This window comes from Pseudoalteromonas sp. UBA2102 (assembly GCF_002331165.1).
GTDB classification, from domain to species: Bacteria; Pseudomonadota; Gammaproteobacteria; order Enterobacterales; family Alteromonadaceae; genus Pseudoalteromonas; species Pseudoalteromonas atlantica.
The window spans coordinates 1-18,177 of the sequence record NZ_DCYU01000138.1 but is presented as its reverse complement, the minus strand read 5'-3'; the positions used below and the strand labels follow the sequence as shown (position 1 = coordinate 18,177).

Below are 18,177 nucleotides of genomic sequence, written 5' to 3'. Positions count from 1 at the left end.
CTTGGGTATATTGGCGCTCTTATGGTTTTTTAAGAGCGCGATATGAAAGTTCTCCACACCTCAGATTGGCACCTAGGCCAACAATTTTATGAACATGACCGCCGTGATGAGCACGCTGCATTTTTTACTTGGCTACTTAGCACCCTTGTAGAGCAACACATAGATATACTTTTAGTTGCAGGCGACATTTATCATACAGCCACACCCAGTGCCAGCGCCGAAAAACAACTCTACCAATTTATAAAAGATGCTAAAAAGCGTTGCCCGCAATTGCATGTTGTTATTATTGCCGGCAACCACGACTCAGCAAATCGTATATTAGCGGCGCAGCCCTTACTTGCTCAGTTTGACACCCATGTAGTTGGGCGTTTTGAAGTAACCGACCCAGCTTATACCGTGATTGAAATAAATACGCAAAATAAACGCGCTGTAATCGTCGCTATGCCTTTTTTACGTACCAGCGATATAAGTTCACTTAGTCATACTAAAAACGGCCCTAGTTACGCACAAGGCGTTGAAAAAGCCTATAAGCTTGCACTGGATCACGCCTACAGCATTAACGCGCAAAATTCGCCGTTAATTGTAATGGGGCACTTACATGCCAAAGGCGGTGATATTTCAAGTGACTCAGAACGTAATTTAGTGATTGGTGGGGAGGAGTCTATTTCGGCCAATGTATTTGGTAACAAGGCAGACTACGTAGCACTGGGGCATTTACACAAAGCGCAGCAAGTCGCTAAAAAAGACGTTATTCGTTACAGCGGTACGCCTATTCCTATGTCGTTTTCAGAGCGTAACTACACGCACCAAGTTAATATAGTAGAATTTAAAAGTGATGAAAAACAAACTATTAGCACATCTGTAAACCCCCTTTACATTCCACGCTCTGCTGAAGTGATTATTTTACCAAAAGGGGAGTGCGTGCCATTAAGCGACTTATGCGAGCAAATTAAAGCGCTCGATACATCACAACATACTATTGCCCCTTATTTACGCGTAAAACTTAAATCAAGTGATACCGACACCACCTTTAGAGAACAAATAGAGCAAGCACTTGAGGGTAAACACGTAAAATTTTGTGGCATTGAGCGGGTACGAGAACAAACCATAACAAGCGATAACAGCGCCGTATTTGAAGATTTAAGCGAAATTGAAATGCTCAACCCATTAAACTTATTAGAACAAGCCTTTGCAAACGACAAAGATATGGCCGGCCAAGCTGTACCAGATGAGCTAAAAACACTGTTAAACGATGTAATAAGTGAGCTGACGGAGCAAGAGCAACTATGAAAATAACCGCAGTTCGTATTCATAATTTAGCCTCAATAGTCGATGCCGAAATCGACTTTACTCAAGCTCCACTAAAAGATGCGGGCTTGTTTGCTATAACCGGCGACACAGGCGCAGGTAAAAGCACCTTTTTAGATGCTATTTGTTTAGCGCTTTATACTAAAACAGCCCGCTTAAAAGGCGATAAAGGCAACTTAATTGATTTTAACGGCGACAGCATAAAGCTAAACGATGCGCGTAACTTACTGCGCAGAGGCAAATGGGAAGGCTTTGCTGAAGTTGATTTTGTTGGCCAAGATAAACAACTATACCGCGCACGCTACGTTATTACCCGTACCCACAAAAAAGCAACAGGCAAGTTAAAAGTAGCTGAGCATACGTTACTAACCTTGCCCGATGAAACCCTAATAGCCGATAAAAGCCAAACCATAAAAGAAGTAGAAAACAAAATAGGGCTAAGCTTTGATCAGTTTTCGCGTGCGGTATTATTAGCACAGCACGAGTTTGCAGCCTTTTTAAAAGCCACAGGCGATGAACGCGCACAACTTTTAGAGTGTTTAACCGGCACCGATAAATTTAGCTTAATTGGTAAACGTATTTTTGAGCGTAATAAAGCGCTAAAAGATCAATATGAATTACTTAATGCAAGCCTTGCAAGCTATACCTTGTTAAGCGATGACGAATTAAGTGCTAAACAAACTCTGCGCGATGAATTACTTAAAAAAATTGAGCAAACTAAAAAAACGCATGCAGCAACAGAGCAAAACTTAAATTGGTATAAGCAAGCAGCTAGCTTATCGCAGGCACTGGAACACGCAATAAAGCAGCAACAACACGCGCAACAACAGCTTGATGCAATAGCAAAGCAAAGTGAGCAAGCTAAACAAGCACAAAGCGCCCTTGAAATAAAAGACAACCGCAAACGTCATGAGTACTTAACGGCGCAAAACAACGCACTTAGTACGCAAATAAGCGATTTAAAAGCGATTGACCATGCTGCGCTTATAAAAGAGCAGGCCGCAACACTTACAACAAAGCAAAGCGAGTTAAAAACAGCGCAAGAGCAAAAGCAAACGGCAGAGCCAATTATTGCAAAAGCCCGCGAGCTCGACAGCCAACTTGCTATACACGCACAAACTATTACAAGCCTGACTCAGCAAAGCGAAAAAGAGCAGCAGCAACTTAGCGAATTACAAACGCAGTACACGCAAAGCCAACATGCACTTGATGCGGCAAACAAACTCAGCACTGGGCATCAAACGTGGCTAAACGAACACACGCAGCTTAAACCATTGGCTAATGATTGGAATTATTACCAACATAGCTTTAATACGTATTTAAGTGCCAATGAGCAAATAAAGGCAACCGCTTCGCAAAACCAACTGCTGTTAGAAGAGCAAACTAAACAAGCGGCGCTGTTAGCTGAGCAAACTAAAAAAGTAGAGTTGCAAGAGCAACAACTTGCGCATCAACAAAAAGATCTTAACCAGCTAAGTGAACAACAACGCCAATTTAATATTGAACAATGCGATAGCAAACTTAAAAATATTGAATATTTAAAAGATCAGCGTTTGCGCTACCAGCAGTTTAATCAAGAAATAAAACACAGCACACAACAACAAGCTGCGGTAGCGGCCAAGCTTGTACACAGTGAGCAAACGCAAACAACATTGCAACAAAGCTTAGCCTCGTGCGAGCAAGCACTTAAACACAGTGAATACGCATTAAACCAAGCTCGCCTGCGTGCCAGCGAAAACGTAGAGCATTTACGCACGCAGCTTACCCCTAACGAGCCATGTGTAGTGTGCGGGGCAAAAGAGCACCCGTATGCAAGCAGCCAAAACCCGCAATTAAATAACCTAATAGCCGATTTTGAAACAAGTTATAACCAAGCTAAGCAGCAACACGATAGCGCCCAAGCTAAGCTGCACCAGCACCAAACTCAACATGCTGTACTTGTCACTGAGCACGCCCAATACAGCCAAGCCATACAGAACGCACAGGCAAAGCAGCTAGAAATTAAAACAACAATGCAAGGGGCACGTACAGAGCTTAACGACTTAACAGCACAGCAGCTTGATGAAACATACGCCCAGCTCAGCAGTCAAAAGTCGCACTATTTTGAATCGCAAAAACAGCAAACAGCCCTGCAAGAAAAAGTAAATCAGCTAATAAATAACTTGAAAGCCGAGCAACATACACAGCAGCAATTGCATAATCAGCATGTTGAATTAACCAATAAGCTTGGCCAAATAAACACTAAACATGCAGAGCTAAATACGCAAATTAACGAGCTTAGCAGTACCCTTAATGCACAGTTTGAGCACAGTGACTTTTGGCAGCAATTGCAAAACAACACGCTTAATATGAGCGATTTAAGCCAGCAGGTTGAGCAATACCAGCAAACACAGGTTCAGCTTGAACAAAGTCAAAAACAAATAGACAGCGCTAATCAGCAATTACAGCAACTCACACCGTTAATTGCTAAAAGTGAGCAAGCGCTTAAAGTTTTAAAAGACGATTTAGCCAAAGCGCAACAACTGCAAAACACCACACGCACAGAGCGCCTTGCTTTATTTAACAACGAGCCACTAAGTGCCGATGATTACCAAGCAAAACTTAATGCGCAGCTTGAGCAGTGCCAAAAGGAGTTACATACAAGCCAACAAGCCCACGACAGCGCAATTAAAAAACGCGATGAGCACGCTATAACACTCAAAAACATTGAGCAGCGCTTGGCAGAGCAAATTCAAGAGCAAAGCACACTTGAAGAGCGCTACAATGCCTGGTTTAGCGGCTTTAAAGCGCAATATAGCGAGGCAAATCACGAACAGATCGCTATTTTACTAACTCTGACTAGTGAGCAAATAAAAGAGCAATTAATGCAGTTTGAGCAGCGTTTAGCAGCACTTACAGACGCAAATGCAGCGCTTAAGCAACAGCAAAAGGCGCAAACAGATCACCAAAATACTAACAAGCCCGAAAAAAGCGAAAGCCAATTAGCAGAGCAAGAAACGACCTTAGCCAATGAGCAAACTGAGCTACAAAATAGTTTGCTTGGCACTAATACCGCACTTGAGCAACACAATCAAAACGCCAAAGCACTTAAAGGCAAACACGCTGAACTTGCTACCCTTAAAAAGCAGGTAGAGCAGTGGCACGTGCTTAATAAAGTATTAGGGGATGCAACCGGTAAAACCATGCGTAATTTAGCGCAAACACAAACCCTTAAAATATTGCTGCATTATGCTAACAGCCATTTAAAAACCCTCAATAAACGCTACGAGCTCACTGCCATTGCGCAATCGCTCGATATAGCCATTATTGACCGCGATATGGCCGACGAACAACGCTCTGTTAATACGCTCTCTGGTGGTGAATCATTTTTAGTATCACTAGCACTGGCTTTAGGGCTTGCATCGCTTTCTTCAAACAAAGTGCAAATCAACTCTTTGTTTATTGACGAAGGGTTTGGTACGTTAGATAGCGAAACACTCAGCGTTGCTATGGACGCACTCGACTCATTACAAGCACAAGGCCGTAAAGTAGGGGTTATATCGCATGTGAGTGAAATGAGTGAACGCGTAGCCACGCAAGTACATGTAAGTAAAAAAAGTGGTGGATACTCCACTGTTGAAGTCTTATAAAGGAGTTAAAAAATGCCAACATTCACAGGCGAGCAAGCAACGCATTACAACGACCGCATTACCCGTTTAGTCCCTGGTTATGAGCTATTGCACCAACTTACTAATGCACAACTTAAAGCAACCCTTAAAGATAACGCACATATTTTAGTCGTGGGCGCAGGCACAGGCAAAGAAATACTCGCCCTTGCCGCGCTTAACCCTACTTGGCAATTTACCGCGCAAGATACCTCAAGTGATATGCTCGCAATTGCTAAACAAGCATTTGAAGAGCACGGCATAGCAAAGCGCGTTAACGTTATTGAAGGCGAGCTCGATAAGCTATCAACTAAGGCCGATGCGGCGCTATGTCTACTCGTAATGCACTTTTTAAAAGACGACGGCAGCAAAAAGCAGCTACTAAAAAACATTAAAGCTAATTTAAATAAAGACGCAAACTTATTTATTAGCGATTTAATGAAACCCGAAACCGACTTTGAGCGCGAAGCACAAATTACTGTGTGTGCCGATTTAGGCTTAAGTGATGCAGGGCAAGCCTACACAGCTCAAAACTTAGACAGTGAATTTTACCCACTTGATAGAATGCGCTTTAGCGAGTTACTTAATGAATGCAAATACGGTATTCCTAAGCTTTATTTTAAAGCGCTTGGTTTTAGCGGATACGTTGTTTAACTTATCTTGAAGGATGCGGCCTGCACCATTTAACCGTATGTTTATGGCGCGGTATGGTTTTACATTCTTTATTAGAATCGGCACCTGGCTCGCTAACATATTGCGAGCTTGGTGCTACACTGGCACAGCCTGCGGCCAATAATATCGCAAATACGGGTATTAATTTTTTCACTTCATCACCTATTAAAATCTGTATTTAAGCGCTTTGCAGTTACTGTTAATGCAGAGCGCTTATTTGTTTAATTTGCCACGTCACTCACCAATATGGCGGGTAGTTATGCATCTACAAAAATAACTTCGCCAGTAATAAAGCCATCAACCGAGCGCTCAAACGCTTTACCTACAAGCTTGCTTGGTACGGGTTGAAAACCTGGCATCATTTCGCCATATACGTCCCACGCTTCTTCAAGCACAGTAGGGTTAACCACATTAATACGCGTGCCACGTGGCATTTCTAGTGATACGCATTTTGCAAACGTATCTATTGCGCCGCTTGTTGTTGCATCGGCAATCGCAAAAGGAATCGGTTTAACGTTTAAAATACCGCTAATTAGCGTAAATGAGCCGCCATCAGCAATGTACTTTTGACCAATACGTACAAGGTTAATTTGCCCCATCATTTTGCTCATAATGGTCGTCATCCACTGCTCTTCGCTCATATCAGCAAAGGTTTCGTATTCGCATAAACCCACTGTATTTACTAGGGCATCAAAGTGGCCTACTTTTTCGTACAAAGCGGTAATTGACGCTTCACTCGTAATATCAACAATATGATCTACATCGCCCGAGCGACCCGCTGTAATTACTTTATGCTTAGATAAACCGGTCAATGCCGCTTGACCCATTTTGCCCAGTGCACCGATTAAAATTACTGTTTTCATTGTTTGCTCCAATCATTCAATTTAGTGTGTAGGGGCATAATAAGGGGGTAGCTCGACAATTAGAAACAACCACTTCATGTAAGTGATACAAAAATAAATGGTAATGTGATACGTTAATAATGCTAAAACAACAAAGGCATTGGCATGAGTAAGTTAGACAGGCTAGATATAAAGCAGCTGCGTATTTTCCAGGCGCTCATTCGCGAAAAAAACGCATCAAAAGCGGCGAGTAAATTAGGCTTAACCCAACAAGCTGTGAGTGAGCAACTCAAAAAGCTGCGTGATGTATTTAACGACCAGCTGTTTTTAAGAAAAACCACCGGCTTTGTGCCAACGCCTTATGCAGAAGAGTTATCGGTAGATATAGACAAGCTGCTAAACGATTTTCAGGCATTATTAGCGCCTAAAATATTTGACCCAAAAACAGTTGATGGTGCGTTTGTAATAGCCGCTACCGACTACGCACAGCAAGTTGTTTTGCCAGCGCTTGTAAAAGAGTTAAGAGAGCAAGCGCCTAATTTAAAATTAATAATAAGAGACTTTGAACTCGATAGCCTGCACGATTTAATGGAAAACGGTAAAGTTGATTTAGCCATTGCCTTCCCTGACTACATCCCAAGTACTTACCCCATTATTAAGTTATTTGAGGAGCAACATATTTGCGTTACTTCAGCTAACTCATCAATAGCAGGCACAAAACCAACCCTTGCACAAATAGCCAGTTACCCAAGCATTATAGCCTCGCCTTCGCGCCCAAATTTTAAAGGCTCTATTGACGATTGGTTTAAAAGCTTTGATTTAACGCGCAATGTTGTTGTATCGGCACCGTGTTTTTCAATTGTGCCTATGTACCTAGAAACCACCGACTCCATCGCGTTTTTACCCTCACGCGCGGTAAGCTCCGAACTGGTAAAAATAGAGCTACAGCAGCTGCCAGCTCCGTTTGATGTAATAGCCGCGTGGCATCCACGCTACAATAAAAACCCACTGCATAAATGGGTAGTGTCAAAGTTATTGGTTGAGTAATTTGGATATATTAATTCTGATCAAACGCTTAAGACAAGCTCATCCTAAAACGTAGGTCGGTTAAGCGAAGCGCCACCCGATGCGCTAATATCCACATCACCTAACATGTTGCTGTGCCCGCAAACTCAAGAAATCTCACCAAGTGCTTTCATAGCGGCCTGCGCTTTATCGGTTTGTACAAAAATATGATCGTGATAAAACGCAGCTACTACGTTAGCGCTTATATTATGCTCGGTTAATTTGGCCGATACCGCAGCGGTTAACCCAACAGCCTCAAGGCTTGAATGCACATTAAGGGTAATTAAATTATATTTAGCTTCATAAGTAATACCGGCTTTATTGGCGGTATCTGCATTTAAAATAAGGGTTAGGCCTTCTTCTTCAACGTAACTGGCAAGCGGGTTTAAATGAACGTAGTCAGCAAGGTTGCCTGCTAAACAACAAAATATATATTCACCTTGTTTAAGCTCGGGGTTCATTGATTTTAATAACGTATTTAGCTCTAAAATTCCCGCCATGTTGAGTCCTTACATTTTTAATTAGATGTTTTAAGTTTCGCAACTAGCTCGCTTAATCGGGCTATTTTAATATTACTTAACTGCCGGTAATCAAAGTACGGGCACACAATAATGTTATTCGTTGTATCAATTGCAAACTCATCGTCTAACCAATTAAATTGCGCATTAAGCTTACCTTGCTGTAATAAGTTTTTAGCATGGGTTCGCCCAGCAATAATATGCAGTTGGTTTTTATTTGTGCCGTTAATGATGGGCGCACTAAATAACAGCGCTGTTTTACTGTTTTTTTGCAGTAAAAGTGTATCGCGATAAGCTTGCCAGCTAGCGGCTTGTTTAGCAAAGCTGTAATGCTCACTCGGTAGCGCAAACAACACTTTAGCGTATACGTTAAACACTTTACGCCAGCCATTACCACAGTGCTGGTTTATGGTATTTATTTGCTCGTTTATTACAGGCTCAACACTGTGTAGAGTTGCAAAGTAGGGCATAGGCGGCGCTTTTGCCACATAAACGGCTACGCTAAAGGCTTGCTCACCTAAGCCAATTAGTTGCTCACTCACACTAGCTCGCCTTTTTCTGCGCTAAAATACGGTCGAGGTTATTAGCAAAGTTTTGGCGGTCGGTTTGGCTAAGCGGTGGTGGCCCGCCACTCATTTCTACGCCGCTTGAGCGCATGGTATCCATAAAGTCGCGCACGTTTAATAACGAGCGAATATTCTCTGGCGTGTAAAGCTCACCCCGTGGGTTAAGTGCTTGGCCACCGTTATCTATAACTTCACTGGCTAGCGGTATGTCGCCAGTAATAACTAAATCGCCTTTTTCTACACGTTTTACTATTTCGTCATCGGCCACATCAAACCCGCTCGAAACCTGTACCCGGCTTATAAATTTTGAAGGCGGAATACGCATTGCATGGTTAGCTACTAAAATGGTTGGTGTTTGCGTGCGCTCAGCGGCTCTAAAAAGTATTTCTTTTATTACCACAGGGCATGCGTCGGCATCTACCCATATTTTCATGCTTAAACCTTTTAATTGCTCTAGTATTTAGCTGATCCTATAGCAATTTATTTTAATCGGCTAGCAAACTTTATTGGCTTAGAGCCGTACAAACAACATCACTTTTAAAAAGGAGCTTTCATGAAGGCCATTACGACTATTTTACTCATTACAGGGTTATTTTTACTCACCGCCTGCACAAGCGCACCGGAGGGCATTACTCCGGTTAAAAACTTTGACCTTGAGCAATACAAAGGTAAGTGGTACGAAATTGCCCGCCTTGATCACTCATTCGAAGAGGGCATGGAGCAAGTAACCGCGACTTACACCGTAAATGACGATGGCACAGTAAAAGTGCTCAACAAAGGTTTTATAACTAAAGAGCAAAAGTGGGATGAAGCACAGGGCTTAGCTAAATTTGTAGAAGGCACTGACACAGGCCATTTTAAAGTCTCGTTTTTTGGTCCATTTTATGGTGCTTACGTTATTTTTGAATTAGACCAAGACGACTACCAATATGCGTTTATTACAAGTTATAACCGCGACTTTTTATGGTTTTTATCGCGTACACCGACCGTTAGTGACAAGCTTAAACAACATTTTATAGCTAAAGCAAACAAACTAGGCTTTGCTACAGAGCAAATTATTTGGGTTAAACAGTAGGATATTTAGCTATGTAAAGGGGCTTTACAGTTGTTGAGCAAATGATTGTTACAGCTGTAATAAAACGATCATCTCACTGTAAGGTAAGTTAAATATGTTAGGGCTATATTAGCTGCACTTGCAACGAGACATGCAAGTGTTGGACATACTGAATATCCCCCTATTGTTGGCAAGCTTTATAGCTTGCCATTTTTTTTGCCTAAAATTAATGGCTTTCTTTGGATCAGGTTTTTACTAACTAAAGTGAATTTACTGCCAGTAATAGCCCAGATAAGCCAATCAGTAACATATTTAAAAAGCTAAATGGCTTAATCAACTTTTCTATAAAATTATAAAAAATCGTTATAATTAATACACTTAGCCCCATAAAGCCACAAAACAGTAAAGCACCGTATCCCTGCTGAGTAACCACACAGAGCAATAAGCTTAGTAAAATACTGATCCAGGCAACTATTAGCAGTAAATTACTTTGCAGCTTAGAGGGACGCGTTGTAAACACCGTTTTAAAATGTGCAGGCTTTGCCAAAGCAAAACCATTAAAAGCAAACAAACAGAGGCTAAAGCTTAGTAAATCAATCATGCTTTTTGCCTCTTTTTATTATTGGCTAGGTTATTAGCTGTTTTTTTAGATGCGCTAGAAGCAGTACGTAATTTTTCGGTTTGTACTAAAAACAGTATGCTAAACAGTAAAAATACCGCATCGAAAATAAACAAGGCCCATTGCTTATTAAGTAAGTAGCTCACTATATTGCCCTGTGTGGTGAGCGCATTTATTGCCGGTACACTCAAACACGCTAGGGCACTTATGGCTGCCATTACACGCCATTGCAGCCTATCGCGCTTTAAAAGTGCCATAACGGCAACCACTAACCATGCTAAAAAGAACGCTGTAACTTCTTTGTCACCACGCCCTGCTACGGTCGGGCTAAGTAACCTATTGGCAATAAAAAAGGCGCAAGTAGCCAGTGGTAAACCCATAATGGTGGCAAGGTTTAAACCTTCGACTAACTGTAAGCCAAATGAGGCTTTTCCCTTATTACGCTCGCGTATGCGTTTAGCCCACATTATGCAGCCAGAGGCAATCATTACACAGCCTGCAATACCGCCAAGTACGTATAACCAGCGCAGTAAAGGCGTAGCAAAGCGCCCTGTATGCATAGAGTTAAGTGATTCATAAAGTGCTTTACTACTGCTAAGTTCGTCATCAGTTTGTGCAACTAATTCGCCGGTAGCACCACTAAACAAAAGCCGTGGAGATTGATCGCGAAGCGCCTTTGCAGGGCTTACCAATACCGTTACTGTTGAAGCGGCCATATTCGGTTTACTAACCTGAACACGCGTAATATCTGCACTAGGCCACTTAGTATAAACTTGATCCAAAATAGTGTTTATAGGGAGCAAATCTGCACTGCCTTGGGCGTTATTAGTCACGTTATTGCTAGGTGTTACATCGTTAAAAAAGCCACGCATACCCTTGTCGTAAGTCGTTAACGCAGGGTAGGGGAACAACATAAATATAAGCGTAATGATGCCTGTGTAGGTAATCATTAAATGAAACGGTAGGGCAAGTACCGAGCTTAAATTATGCGCATCTAACCAGCTACGAGTCCCTTTATCGCGCCTAAAGGTAAACATATCTTTAAATATGCGCTTATGAATAACCACGCCGGAAATTATTGCCAGCAGCATAAAAAAGCTGGCAAAACACACTACCCAGCGACCTGTTATGGCATCTAAATAATAAAGCTGATAATGCAACCGGTAAAAAAAGTTACCACCTTTACTTTCAACAAAAGGAGGCAGCGCTTTCATGGTGTTTGGGTTTAATTGGGTATTTACAAACTGACTGCGGCGCTGCCCCGGCTCTTTAGGTTTTGCATAGCCATATACCAAATACGGTATTCGCTCTTCCGGCAAGGTAATACGCCAACTAGGGGAATTTGCAGCGTGCTGATTTAAATAATCAAAGCCCTTAATAATTTGCTGCCTTTGCGCGGCCACTCTGTCTGTTTGGGCTTGCACATTGTGTATAGCCGGCTGATTCCACAGATTTATTTCGTCTCTAAAAAAGCTCGCTGTGCCTGCAAAAAATATTACGTAAATAATCCAACAGGTAAGTAAGCCCACCCAGGTATGTAGCCAGGTCATCGACCTAAAAAAACTGTCTTTCATAGCCAAGCCTTCAGTAATGCCAATACAGCAACAAAAAAACCTGTGCTTAGTAAAATACTGATCCAAACAGTTTTTAACGACTTAACCGAAAACGCATAAATAAACACTGCGGCGTAAATTAAAATACTGATAGACACACACAGTAATACGGCATCTTGCTTAGAAATGGGCAGCAGTACACTTAATAATGAAATACACGCTGAGGTAAACGCATAACCACCCACTATGGCAATAATAAAACGCAAAAATACTAACACTCTATAGCTTTGGGCCACATTTAAAAGCGCAGCTAGGTTAGTTGTTGTAAAAGGTGCTATGTGCAGAGGTGCCTGCATAGTTAACAAATCCCTTATTCAAATACGAGAATAAAAATAAGGCGTTATTATAAAGCTTACAAATACAAAAGATAGCGATTCTCATTTGTATATTCTAGTTAATTTAACATTAGTGCCTAGCATGTTAGTAAAATACTGATCTCTGCTGTTTTAGGGTTATTGCTTAGCTAATTACGAAGGTTTACAGTGGTCAATACTGGCAAGCCAAAGAGTAAATTTAAAATGAGCAACCACGAAAAACTAAATTATGTAGAGTTTCCCGCGTGCGATTTAACAGCTACAAAAAGCTTTTTTACTAACGTGTTTAACTGGCAATTTACCGACTATGGCCCAGAGTATACGGCATTTAGCGGCCAAGGGCTTGATGGTGGCTTTTTTAAAGCACCGCTTAAATCACTTACTCAACATGGGGCCGCACTGCTGGTGTTTTACAGTAACGACATTCACGCAACCTATAAAAAAGTAGCGCAATATGGCGGCAAAATAGTAAAACCTATTTTTGAGTTCCCCGGTGGCTGCCGATTTCACTTTACCGAGCCCAGTGGTAACGAATTTGCCGTATGGTCAGAAAAACAATAAATATATCAAATAATTAGTTGTTACTTTCAAGTGAGATCACGATTTTACCAACTAATAACTAATTTGAGTAAAATAAACCGATTTTTTACCAACTCATTAGGTCTAAATGGCCATTTAGAACAAAATTCAAGCATTTAAGGCCAGATTTATATGGATCCGAGCAATTTAATTGAGCAAGTTAGTAAATGCGTGATCTGTGAACCTCATTTACCGTTAGGTGCTCGCCCCGTTATACAATTTAATGCCAATGCGCGTATTTTAATTGCCGGCCAAGCACCGGGCATAAAAGTACACGAAACCGGCAAGCCTTTTAACGACGCAAGCGGAAACCGCCTACGCGAATGGCTTGGGCTAAGTGTTGATGAGTTTTATGATCCGCAAAAAATAGCTATTTTACCTATGGGATTTTGTTACCCTGGTAAAGGTAAGTCGGGCGACTTACCCCCGCGTAAAGAATGTGCACCCGCTTGGAGAGCGCAATTACTGGCCGCTCTGCCAAATTTAGAGCTTACAATCGTGCTCGGTAAATACGCGCAGGCTTATCATTTACCGCATACTAAAAACAGGCCCTTAACCGAGTTAGTAAAATCGTGGCGTGAATATTGGCCAGAGCATTTGGTGCTACCACACCCAAGCCCACGCAATAATATTTGGCTTAAAAAAAATCCATGGTTTGCACAAGATGTACTGCCAGAACTTGCTGAGCGCGTTGCTGCAATATTAAATGAAGAACCACAATGAACAGCTATAAATCAAACGGTTATATGCTTGTAAAGGGGCTTTACAGCACCGAAGAGCTAAATAAAATTAAGCTCCTAGTTAATGCCTTTCATACACAGTGGAAAACTAATAACCGTGAGCTTTATAAATCCCGTGCAATTAACAGCTCGGGCATAACAAATAGTGAATATTTAACGGCGCAGCAAAATGAGTTTTTATTTAGTTTAATAGCTGATAACAAATTAATTAAGCGTGTAAAACAGGCGATTAGTGAGCCACTGTTTTTAAATACTCAGTTATTTTTTAATCCCGTTAATGTTACACAAAAAAATTATTGGCATCGCGATATGCAATACCATTTAAATGTGCAAGAGCAACAAGCTGCGTTAAACGGGCCCGACGTAGTGCACTGCCGGTTAGCCCTTGAAGACGAGCCAGGTATAGAGCTTGTGCCCCACTCGCATAAAAATTGGGATACACCAGAGGAGCTAAATGTACGTTTTGCAAAAAATAATAAGCTGCCAAGCGATAACCTAACTACAGGCAAAGTTATTAAACTTAATGCGGGTGACTTACTGTTGTTTTCAGCCAATATGATTCACCGAGGCTTATACGGCAAAAACCGTTTAGCACTGGATATTATTTTTTGCGAAAATGCACCACAGCTTACTGCCTTTATCAATGCAGCAAACACCCCAAGCTCGGCAGTAGCAAATAAAACCGCTAATCCACAAGTATTTTTTAACCCACTTTAAACCCGCTATAACCCCATTTAAAACAACACTTTTTCGCTTAACTATAAATATTACTAATAGTGCTGAATAAATAAACATCACTGTTATTTATTTTAAGACTCGTCAGTATGAAATAGACGCAAAATCATCCAATAAAAATAACCTCTATAATGGAGTTGCAGCTATGACAACTGAACACACACAGTCACACACACGTTTAAAACCTGCTTTTTTAAAACAAAAAACACTTACTTTATTTACGCTCAGCGCATTAAGCGTGGGTATGGCACAAGCTGGCGAGCAAAAAATAAATAAAAGTGAGCTTGAAACCATTACCGTCACCTCGCAAAAGCGGGTGCAATCGCTACAAGATATTCCTACCTCTATTCAAGCGCTTTCTGGCGACTACCTCGAGCAAAACAGTGTTGACGATTTACTCGCCCTAAGCGAAAACCTACCTAACGTGCATATAACCGAAACCTCAAGCAGCAAACGTATTTTTGTACGCGGCATAGGCTCGGGTACTAACTCAGGCTTTGAGCAATCGGTTGCTATGTATAAAGATGGCGTGTATTTAGGGCGCGGGCATCAGGCTAAATTTCCATTTTTAGATATGCAGCGCCTTGAGCTTATAAAAGGCCCGCAGTCGGTTATGTTTGGTAAAAACGCCACAGCAGGAGCCTTTAGTATGATCTCAAATTCGCCAACCGATGTACTTGAAGGCAATGTATCGGCAGAGTTTGGATCAGATAACGAAAAGCGTTTTACCGGCGTTATAAACATTCCTATTAACGATGATTTAGCCATGCGTATTGCCGCGTTTGACCACTCTGTTGATGGCTTTTTATATAACCAAGCGCGCCAAAGTGATGAGCAATCTAACGACTCATCAGGTGCACGTTTATCAATAGATTGGCAAATAAACGATGATATAAACGCATTATTTAAATGGGAACACGGTGAGTTTGAGTCGCACGGTTCACGCTATCAATACATTATTGATACTCCCAACCGAGATTTACAAATAGCAAATGACCCTACTAACCCAGGCAATGTAGGGTATCGTTCACTTTTATTAAGCGACAACTCGGGCCTTGATTACACAAGTTCAGTATCGGGCGATGGTCACCCAGGTGGGCTTAATGAGCAAAGTAAAACCACGCTTGATAACGCATCACTTAAATTAACCTATAACCATGGCGAATACGAATTTACCTCTGTAACCACGTATAGCGAGTATGATTGGGACTCAACTTTTGATGCCGACTTTTCAGAAATCCCGCTTATAAAACAAGACTACTTAGAAACCTATAACCAGTTTACGCAAGAGTTTAGAGTAAGCTCGCCAACAGGGCGCACGCTTGAATACGTAGCGGGCATTTTTTACATGAGCAGCGAGCTTGAACACCCAAACGATATTTTATTTGGTGCATCGTTACTTATTCCTGATTTAGTGGGTACATCATTGGGCGTAAATGCGCTGTTTGATCAAGACCAACAAAGCTACTCAGCATTTACCGCCCTTACTTGGAATGTAAACGCGCAATGGCGCGCTAATTTTGGCCTGCGTTATCAAAAAGAAGAAAAAGAAGTAAGCAGCGTACAAAGTGTGTATAGCGTATTTGAGCCAAACACACCGCAAGCCGTACAACAATTTGCTAATGCCGCTGCGCCCACTATTGCAGGGCAGCTTTCGGGCGCGGGGGTACATAACCTTAACGCTAAGCGTGATGAATCGCACTTATCACCCAATATTAGTGTGCAATATTTAGGGTTTAACAACACCATGTTATTTGCAAGCGCTGGCATAGGCTACAAAGCCGGTGGTTTTGATGGCTCTGGCTTAAATGGCTCACAAGGTAACACGGTTGATGAAAACTCAGGCTTTGAGTTTGACGACGAAAAAGCCACAAACTTTGAATTTGGCATAAAAGCCGAGCCAATTAAAAATACTCTACAAGTAAATGCTACACTGTTTTACACCCTGTACGATGACCTACAAGTATCTGAATTTAATGGTAATGCATTTGTAGTTAAAAATGCCGCCGAAACCAAAGTAAAAGGGATTGAGCTCGATTCGCGCTGGGCAATAAATCAAAGTTGGCAGCTATCGGCAAACCTTGCGGTGCTTGATTTTGAATACGAACAATACGCCAGTGCATCGCCAACGGTTATGCAAAGCGAGCTACTTGGCCAAGCATTTCAAGATTTAACCGGGCAAACTGGCGCCTTTGCTCCCGATTACTCAGGCAATATAGCGATTGATTACAATACCGAGGTGTTTTCAAACCTTACTTTAAGTAGCAATTTAGCGCTTAACTTTAGTGACGATTACTTTTTAGAGCAAGATCTTGACCCAATAGCCAAGCAAAGCGCTTTTGAAAAGCTAAATTTACGCATAGAGCTAGGTAGCAGTGAAGGAGATTGGTCGGTGGCGTTATTGGCTAAAAATTTAACCGATAAACACACTTTTTCGCAGGCCAACGATGTACCAGTAATTAGCTACGCACACCGTTTTTTATCAGAGCGTGGGCGCAGTTATCACGCACAATTTAATTACCGCTTTTAAGTTTGTCAGCAGGGATAAGTTGCTGGGCTAAACCTAGCAGCTTTTCTCGCATCCAACTATTTACTAAATCGTCATCAGCTTGTTCGTGCCAATACATGTGCACGGGCATTAACGGCACATCAAACGGCAAGCTAGTTACATGCACAGGCATTTGCTCTTTTAATACCTGCGCGTACGCGTTTGGCATTGTCATTATCATGTCGCTTTGGCTAATCACTTTAGTCGCCGCAAAATAATGTTCACATTTAAGCACTACATTACGGGCAAGTGCATGCTTTGCCAGCGCCATATCAATAATATCTACCTGCGCACCTTTTAACGACACCAACGCGTGCGATGCCTTTGCGTAATTTTGTACGGTTAAGTCATTTAATATTGGGTGATCGTGCCTACAAATTAGCGAAAAATGCTCATTACAAATAAAGGTGTTTTTTATGTGGTTACTCGTTGGGGTAAGCACATCAATGACTATATCGAGCTCTTGGTTTTCGAGTGATTTTTCCATATCAACATGCGACACCTGTCGGCTGTTAATCGTGATATTGGGGGTGTTTGTGAGTAGGTCGCTCATTAGTGGCGGAAAAAATATCGATTCTAAAATATCTCTAAAGCCAAATTTAATTTCGCGCTTAAAGGCGGCTATATCAAAAAGCCGTTCGTTATTTAAGGTTGACTCTAATACCTGCACCGACTCAATAACTTGCGCTATTATTTTTTGGCAAAAAGGAGAGGGCACCATACGCCGCCCGTGGCGAATAAATAATGGGTCGTCAAACTTTTCTCTAAGGCGAGAAAGCGCATGGCTAACAGCAGGTTGCGTTAAATGCAGTTTATCCGCTGCAGTGGTAATACTGCCCTCTTGATATACCGTTTTAAGTATTACAAACAGGTTTAAATCTATCTTTCCATGCATAGTATTTATGTTTAACCATTAATTAACATCACTTCTATTTATCTTAAGCGAGACTAAACTAAAGTCAACAGAGTTTAATTTAGGATTATTATGAGCAATACACTAGAGCAGCAAGCCGCAAAAATGACCATAGGCAGCGACAAATTTAAACTTATTATGCCGCCTAAATTTAACACCCTAAACGAGCAACGCAGCTACGAAAAACAACGCCTAGCCGCTGGGTTTAGAGTATTTGCCATGTACGGTTTTGATGAAGGACTTGCTGGGCACATAACACTTCGCGACTGCATAGAGCCCGATACCTTTTGGGTAAACCCTGTGGGTATGCACTTTGCGCATATTAAAGCGTCAGATCTTATTCGAGTTGATCATAAAGGTAATATTATTGAAGGCAGCACACCGATTAATAACGCCGCGTTTACTATCCATTCACGCATACACATGGCGCGACCCGACGTAAACGCA

Annotated in this window: 19 protein-coding genes; 10 read left to right on the top strand and 9 right to left on the bottom strand. The window is 41.7% G+C overall.

Annotated features, from left to right (window positions below):
- Positions 1-42: 42 nt before the first annotated feature.
- From B2R65_RS17705 to B2R65_RS17695, 3 genes are read left to right on the top strand one after another with little or no spacing between them, the layout of a single operon-like run.
- Positions 43-1,290: an exonuclease SbcCD subunit D C-terminal domain-containing protein gene (locus B2R65_RS17705; protein WP_286744840.1), complete on the top strand. Its 1,248-nt coding sequence runs from the start codon at positions 43-45 to the stop codon at positions 1,288-1,290.
- The gene (locus B2R65_RS17700; RefSeq protein ID WP_286744837.1) at positions 1,287-4,937 is read left to right on the top strand and encodes an SbcC/MukB-like Walker B domain-containing protein; all 3,651 of its coding nucleotides are present in this window, start codon (positions 1,287-1,289) and stop codon (positions 4,935-4,937) included. Before B2R65_RS17705 ends, B2R65_RS17700 begins: the two co-directional genes overlap by 4 nt.
- Positions 4,938-4,949: 12 nt before the next feature.
- On the top strand, positions 4,950-5,606 hold the full coding sequence (locus B2R65_RS17695; RefSeq protein ID WP_096042652.1) for a class I SAM-dependent methyltransferase: 657 nt from the start codon (positions 4,950-4,952) through the stop codon (positions 5,604-5,606).
- A gap of 1 nt (position 5,607) precedes the next feature.
- On the opposite strand, the gene B2R65_RS17690 is transcribed toward B2R65_RS17695, so the two are convergent.
- Positions 5,608-5,778, bottom strand: a complete 171-nt coding sequence (locus tag B2R65_RS17690; RefSeq protein WP_157683944.1) for a hypothetical protein — start codon at positions 5,776-5,778, stop codon at positions 5,608-5,610.
- 103 nt (positions 5,779-5,881) lie between these two features.
- Complete coding sequence (locus B2R65_RS17685; RefSeq protein ID WP_054982054.1) at positions 5,882-6,487, bottom strand: short chain dehydrogenase; 606 nt, start codon at positions 6,485-6,487, stop codon at positions 5,882-5,884.
- Between the two features lie 144 nt (positions 6,488-6,631).
- Here B2R65_RS17685 and B2R65_RS17680 point away from each other — a divergent pair, with 144 nt between their 5' ends.
- Complete coding sequence (locus B2R65_RS17680) at positions 6,632-7,513, top strand: LysR family transcriptional regulator (RefSeq protein ID WP_286744832.1); 882 nt, start codon at positions 6,632-6,634, stop codon at positions 7,511-7,513.
- A 125-nt stretch (positions 7,514-7,638) separates the two neighbouring features.
- On the opposite strand, the gene B2R65_RS17675 is transcribed toward B2R65_RS17680, so the two are convergent.
- Genes B2R65_RS17675 through B2R65_RS17665 form a run of 3 tightly spaced genes read right to left on the bottom strand, consistent with a single transcriptional unit; the run spans position 7,639 to position 9,048 of the window.
- Positions 7,639-8,031 carry an ACT domain-containing protein gene (locus B2R65_RS17675; RefSeq protein ID WP_096042650.1) on the bottom strand — a complete coding sequence of 131 codons (393 nt, stop codon included), beginning with the start codon at positions 8,029-8,031 and terminating at the stop codon, positions 7,639-7,641.
- A 17-nt stretch (positions 8,032-8,048) separates the two neighbouring features.
- Positions 8,049-8,591 (bottom strand): DUF6942 family protein, encoded by a 543-nt coding sequence (locus B2R65_RS17670; protein WP_286744827.1) that lies wholly within the window; start codon positions 8,589-8,591, stop codon positions 8,049-8,051.
- A 1-nt stretch (position 8,592) separates the two neighbouring features.
- A complete protein-coding gene (locus B2R65_RS17665) occupies positions 8,593-9,048 on the bottom strand; it encodes a YaiI/YqxD family protein (RefSeq protein ID WP_004588273.1) in 456 nt (151 codons plus the stop codon).
- 120 nt (positions 9,049-9,168) lie between these two features.
- Between B2R65_RS17665 and B2R65_RS17660 the strand changes: the two genes are divergently transcribed.
- Positions 9,169-9,690, top strand: coding sequence for a lipocalin family protein (locus tag B2R65_RS17660; RefSeq protein WP_004588274.1), 522 nt, complete (start codon positions 9,169-9,171; stop codon positions 9,688-9,690).
- A 238-nt stretch (positions 9,691-9,928) separates the two neighbouring features.
- Here B2R65_RS17660 and B2R65_RS17655 read toward each other — a convergent pair whose 3' ends face one another.
- The 3 genes from B2R65_RS17655 to B2R65_RS17645 are packed head-to-tail and all read right to left on the bottom strand — an operon-like array spanning position 9,929 to position 12,197.
- Positions 9,929-10,270, bottom strand: coding sequence for a DUF3325 domain-containing protein (locus B2R65_RS17655; protein ID WP_248462103.1), 342 nt, complete (start codon positions 10,268-10,270; stop codon positions 9,929-9,931).
- On the bottom strand, positions 10,267-11,862 hold the full coding sequence (locus B2R65_RS17650; RefSeq protein ID WP_286744820.1) for a PepSY-associated TM helix domain-containing protein: 1,596 nt from the start codon (positions 11,860-11,862) through the stop codon (positions 10,267-10,269). Before B2R65_RS17650 ends, B2R65_RS17655 begins: the two co-directional genes overlap by 4 nt.
- Positions 11,859-12,197, bottom strand: coding sequence for a hypothetical protein (locus tag B2R65_RS17645; protein WP_286744817.1), 339 nt, complete (start codon positions 12,195-12,197; stop codon positions 11,859-11,861). Before B2R65_RS17645 ends, B2R65_RS17650 begins: the two co-directional genes overlap by 4 nt.
- A 222-nt stretch (positions 12,198-12,419) precedes the next feature.
- On the opposite strand from B2R65_RS17645, the gene B2R65_RS17640 reads away from it, so the two are divergent.
- From B2R65_RS17640 to B2R65_RS17625, 4 genes are all read left to right on the top strand, one after another.
- Positions 12,420-12,776 (top strand): VOC family protein, encoded by a 357-nt coding sequence (locus tag B2R65_RS17640; protein WP_006793291.1) that lies wholly within the window; start codon positions 12,420-12,422, stop codon positions 12,774-12,776.
- 150 nt (positions 12,777-12,926) lie between these two features.
- Positions 12,927-13,517: a uracil-DNA glycosylase family protein gene (locus tag B2R65_RS17635; protein ID WP_286744812.1), complete on the top strand. Its 591-nt coding sequence runs from the start codon at positions 12,927-12,929 to the stop codon at positions 13,515-13,517.
- Complete coding sequence (locus B2R65_RS17630; RefSeq protein WP_286744809.1) at positions 13,514-14,251, top strand: phytanoyl-CoA dioxygenase family protein; 738 nt, start codon at positions 13,514-13,516, stop codon at positions 14,249-14,251. Before B2R65_RS17635 ends, B2R65_RS17630 begins: the two co-directional genes overlap by 4 nt.
- Before the next feature lie 163 nt (positions 14,252-14,414).
- The gene (locus B2R65_RS17625) at positions 14,415-16,799 is read left to right on the top strand and encodes a TonB-dependent receptor (protein WP_286744806.1); all 2,385 of its coding nucleotides are present in this window, start codon (positions 14,415-14,417) and stop codon (positions 16,797-16,799) included.
- Here the strand turns inward: B2R65_RS17625 and B2R65_RS17620 are convergent.
- Positions 16,783-17,712, bottom strand: coding sequence for a LysR family transcriptional regulator (locus B2R65_RS17620; RefSeq protein WP_024033009.1), 930 nt, complete (start codon positions 17,710-17,712; stop codon positions 16,783-16,785). The two genes, B2R65_RS17625 and B2R65_RS17620, sit on opposite strands and share 17 nt — an antisense overlap.
- 90 nt (positions 17,713-17,802) lie before the next feature.
- Here B2R65_RS17620 and B2R65_RS17615 point away from each other — a divergent pair.
- Positions 17,803-18,177: class II aldolase/adducin family protein (locus B2R65_RS17615; protein WP_286744804.1), on the top strand; the 375-nt coding region annotated here is incomplete at its 3' end.

Bases quoted from the DNA above. Each gene is read 5' to 3' on its own strand.
- B2R65_RS17705 (WP_286744840.1), top strand. From the start codon at position 43: ATGAAAGTTCTCCACACCTCAGATTGGCACCTAGGCCAACAATTTTAT.
- B2R65_RS17700 (WP_286744837.1), top strand. From the start codon at position 1,287: ATGAAAATAACCGCAGTTCGTATTCATAATTTAGCCTCAATAGTCGAT.
- B2R65_RS17695 (WP_096042652.1), top strand. From the start codon at position 4,950: ATGCCAACATTCACAGGCGAGCAAGCAACGCATTACAACGACCGCATT.
- B2R65_RS17685 (WP_054982054.1), bottom strand. From the start codon at position 6,487: ATGAAAACAGTAATTTTAATCGGTGCACTGGGCAAAATGGGTCAAGCG.
- B2R65_RS17680 (WP_286744832.1), top strand. From the start codon at position 6,632: ATGAGTAAGTTAGACAGGCTAGATATAAAGCAGCTGCGTATTTTCCAG.
- B2R65_RS17675 (WP_096042650.1), bottom strand. From the start codon at position 8,031: ATGGCGGGAATTTTAGAGCTAAATACGTTATTAAAATCAATGAACCCC.
- B2R65_RS17665 (WP_004588273.1), bottom strand. From the start codon at position 9,048: ATGAAAATATGGGTAGATGCCGACGCATGCCCTGTGGTAATAAAAGAA.
- B2R65_RS17660 (WP_004588274.1), top strand. From the start codon at position 9,169: ATGAAGGCCATTACGACTATTTTACTCATTACAGGGTTATTTTTACTC.
- B2R65_RS17655 (WP_248462103.1), bottom strand. From the start codon at position 10,270: ATGATTGATTTACTAAGCTTTAGCCTCTGTTTGTTTGCTTTTAATGGT.
- B2R65_RS17650 (WP_286744820.1), bottom strand. From the start codon at position 11,862: ATGAAAGACAGTTTTTTTAGGTCGATGACCTGGCTACATACCTGGGTG.
- B2R65_RS17645 (WP_286744817.1), bottom strand. From the start codon at position 12,197: ATGCAGGCACCTCTGCACATAGCACCTTTTACAACAACTAACCTAGCT.
- B2R65_RS17640 (WP_006793291.1), top strand. From the start codon at position 12,420: ATGAGCAACCACGAAAAACTAAATTATGTAGAGTTTCCCGCGTGCGAT.
- B2R65_RS17635 (WP_286744812.1), top strand. From the start codon at position 12,927: ATGGATCCGAGCAATTTAATTGAGCAAGTTAGTAAATGCGTGATCTGT.
- B2R65_RS17630 (WP_286744809.1), top strand. From the start codon at position 13,514: ATGAACAGCTATAAATCAAACGGTTATATGCTTGTAAAGGGGCTTTAC.
- B2R65_RS17625 (WP_286744806.1), top strand. From the start codon at position 14,415: ATGACAACTGAACACACACAGTCACACACACGTTTAAAACCTGCTTTT.
- B2R65_RS17620 (WP_024033009.1), bottom strand. From the start codon at position 17,712: ATGCATGGAAAGATAGATTTAAACCTGTTTGTAATACTTAAAACGGTA.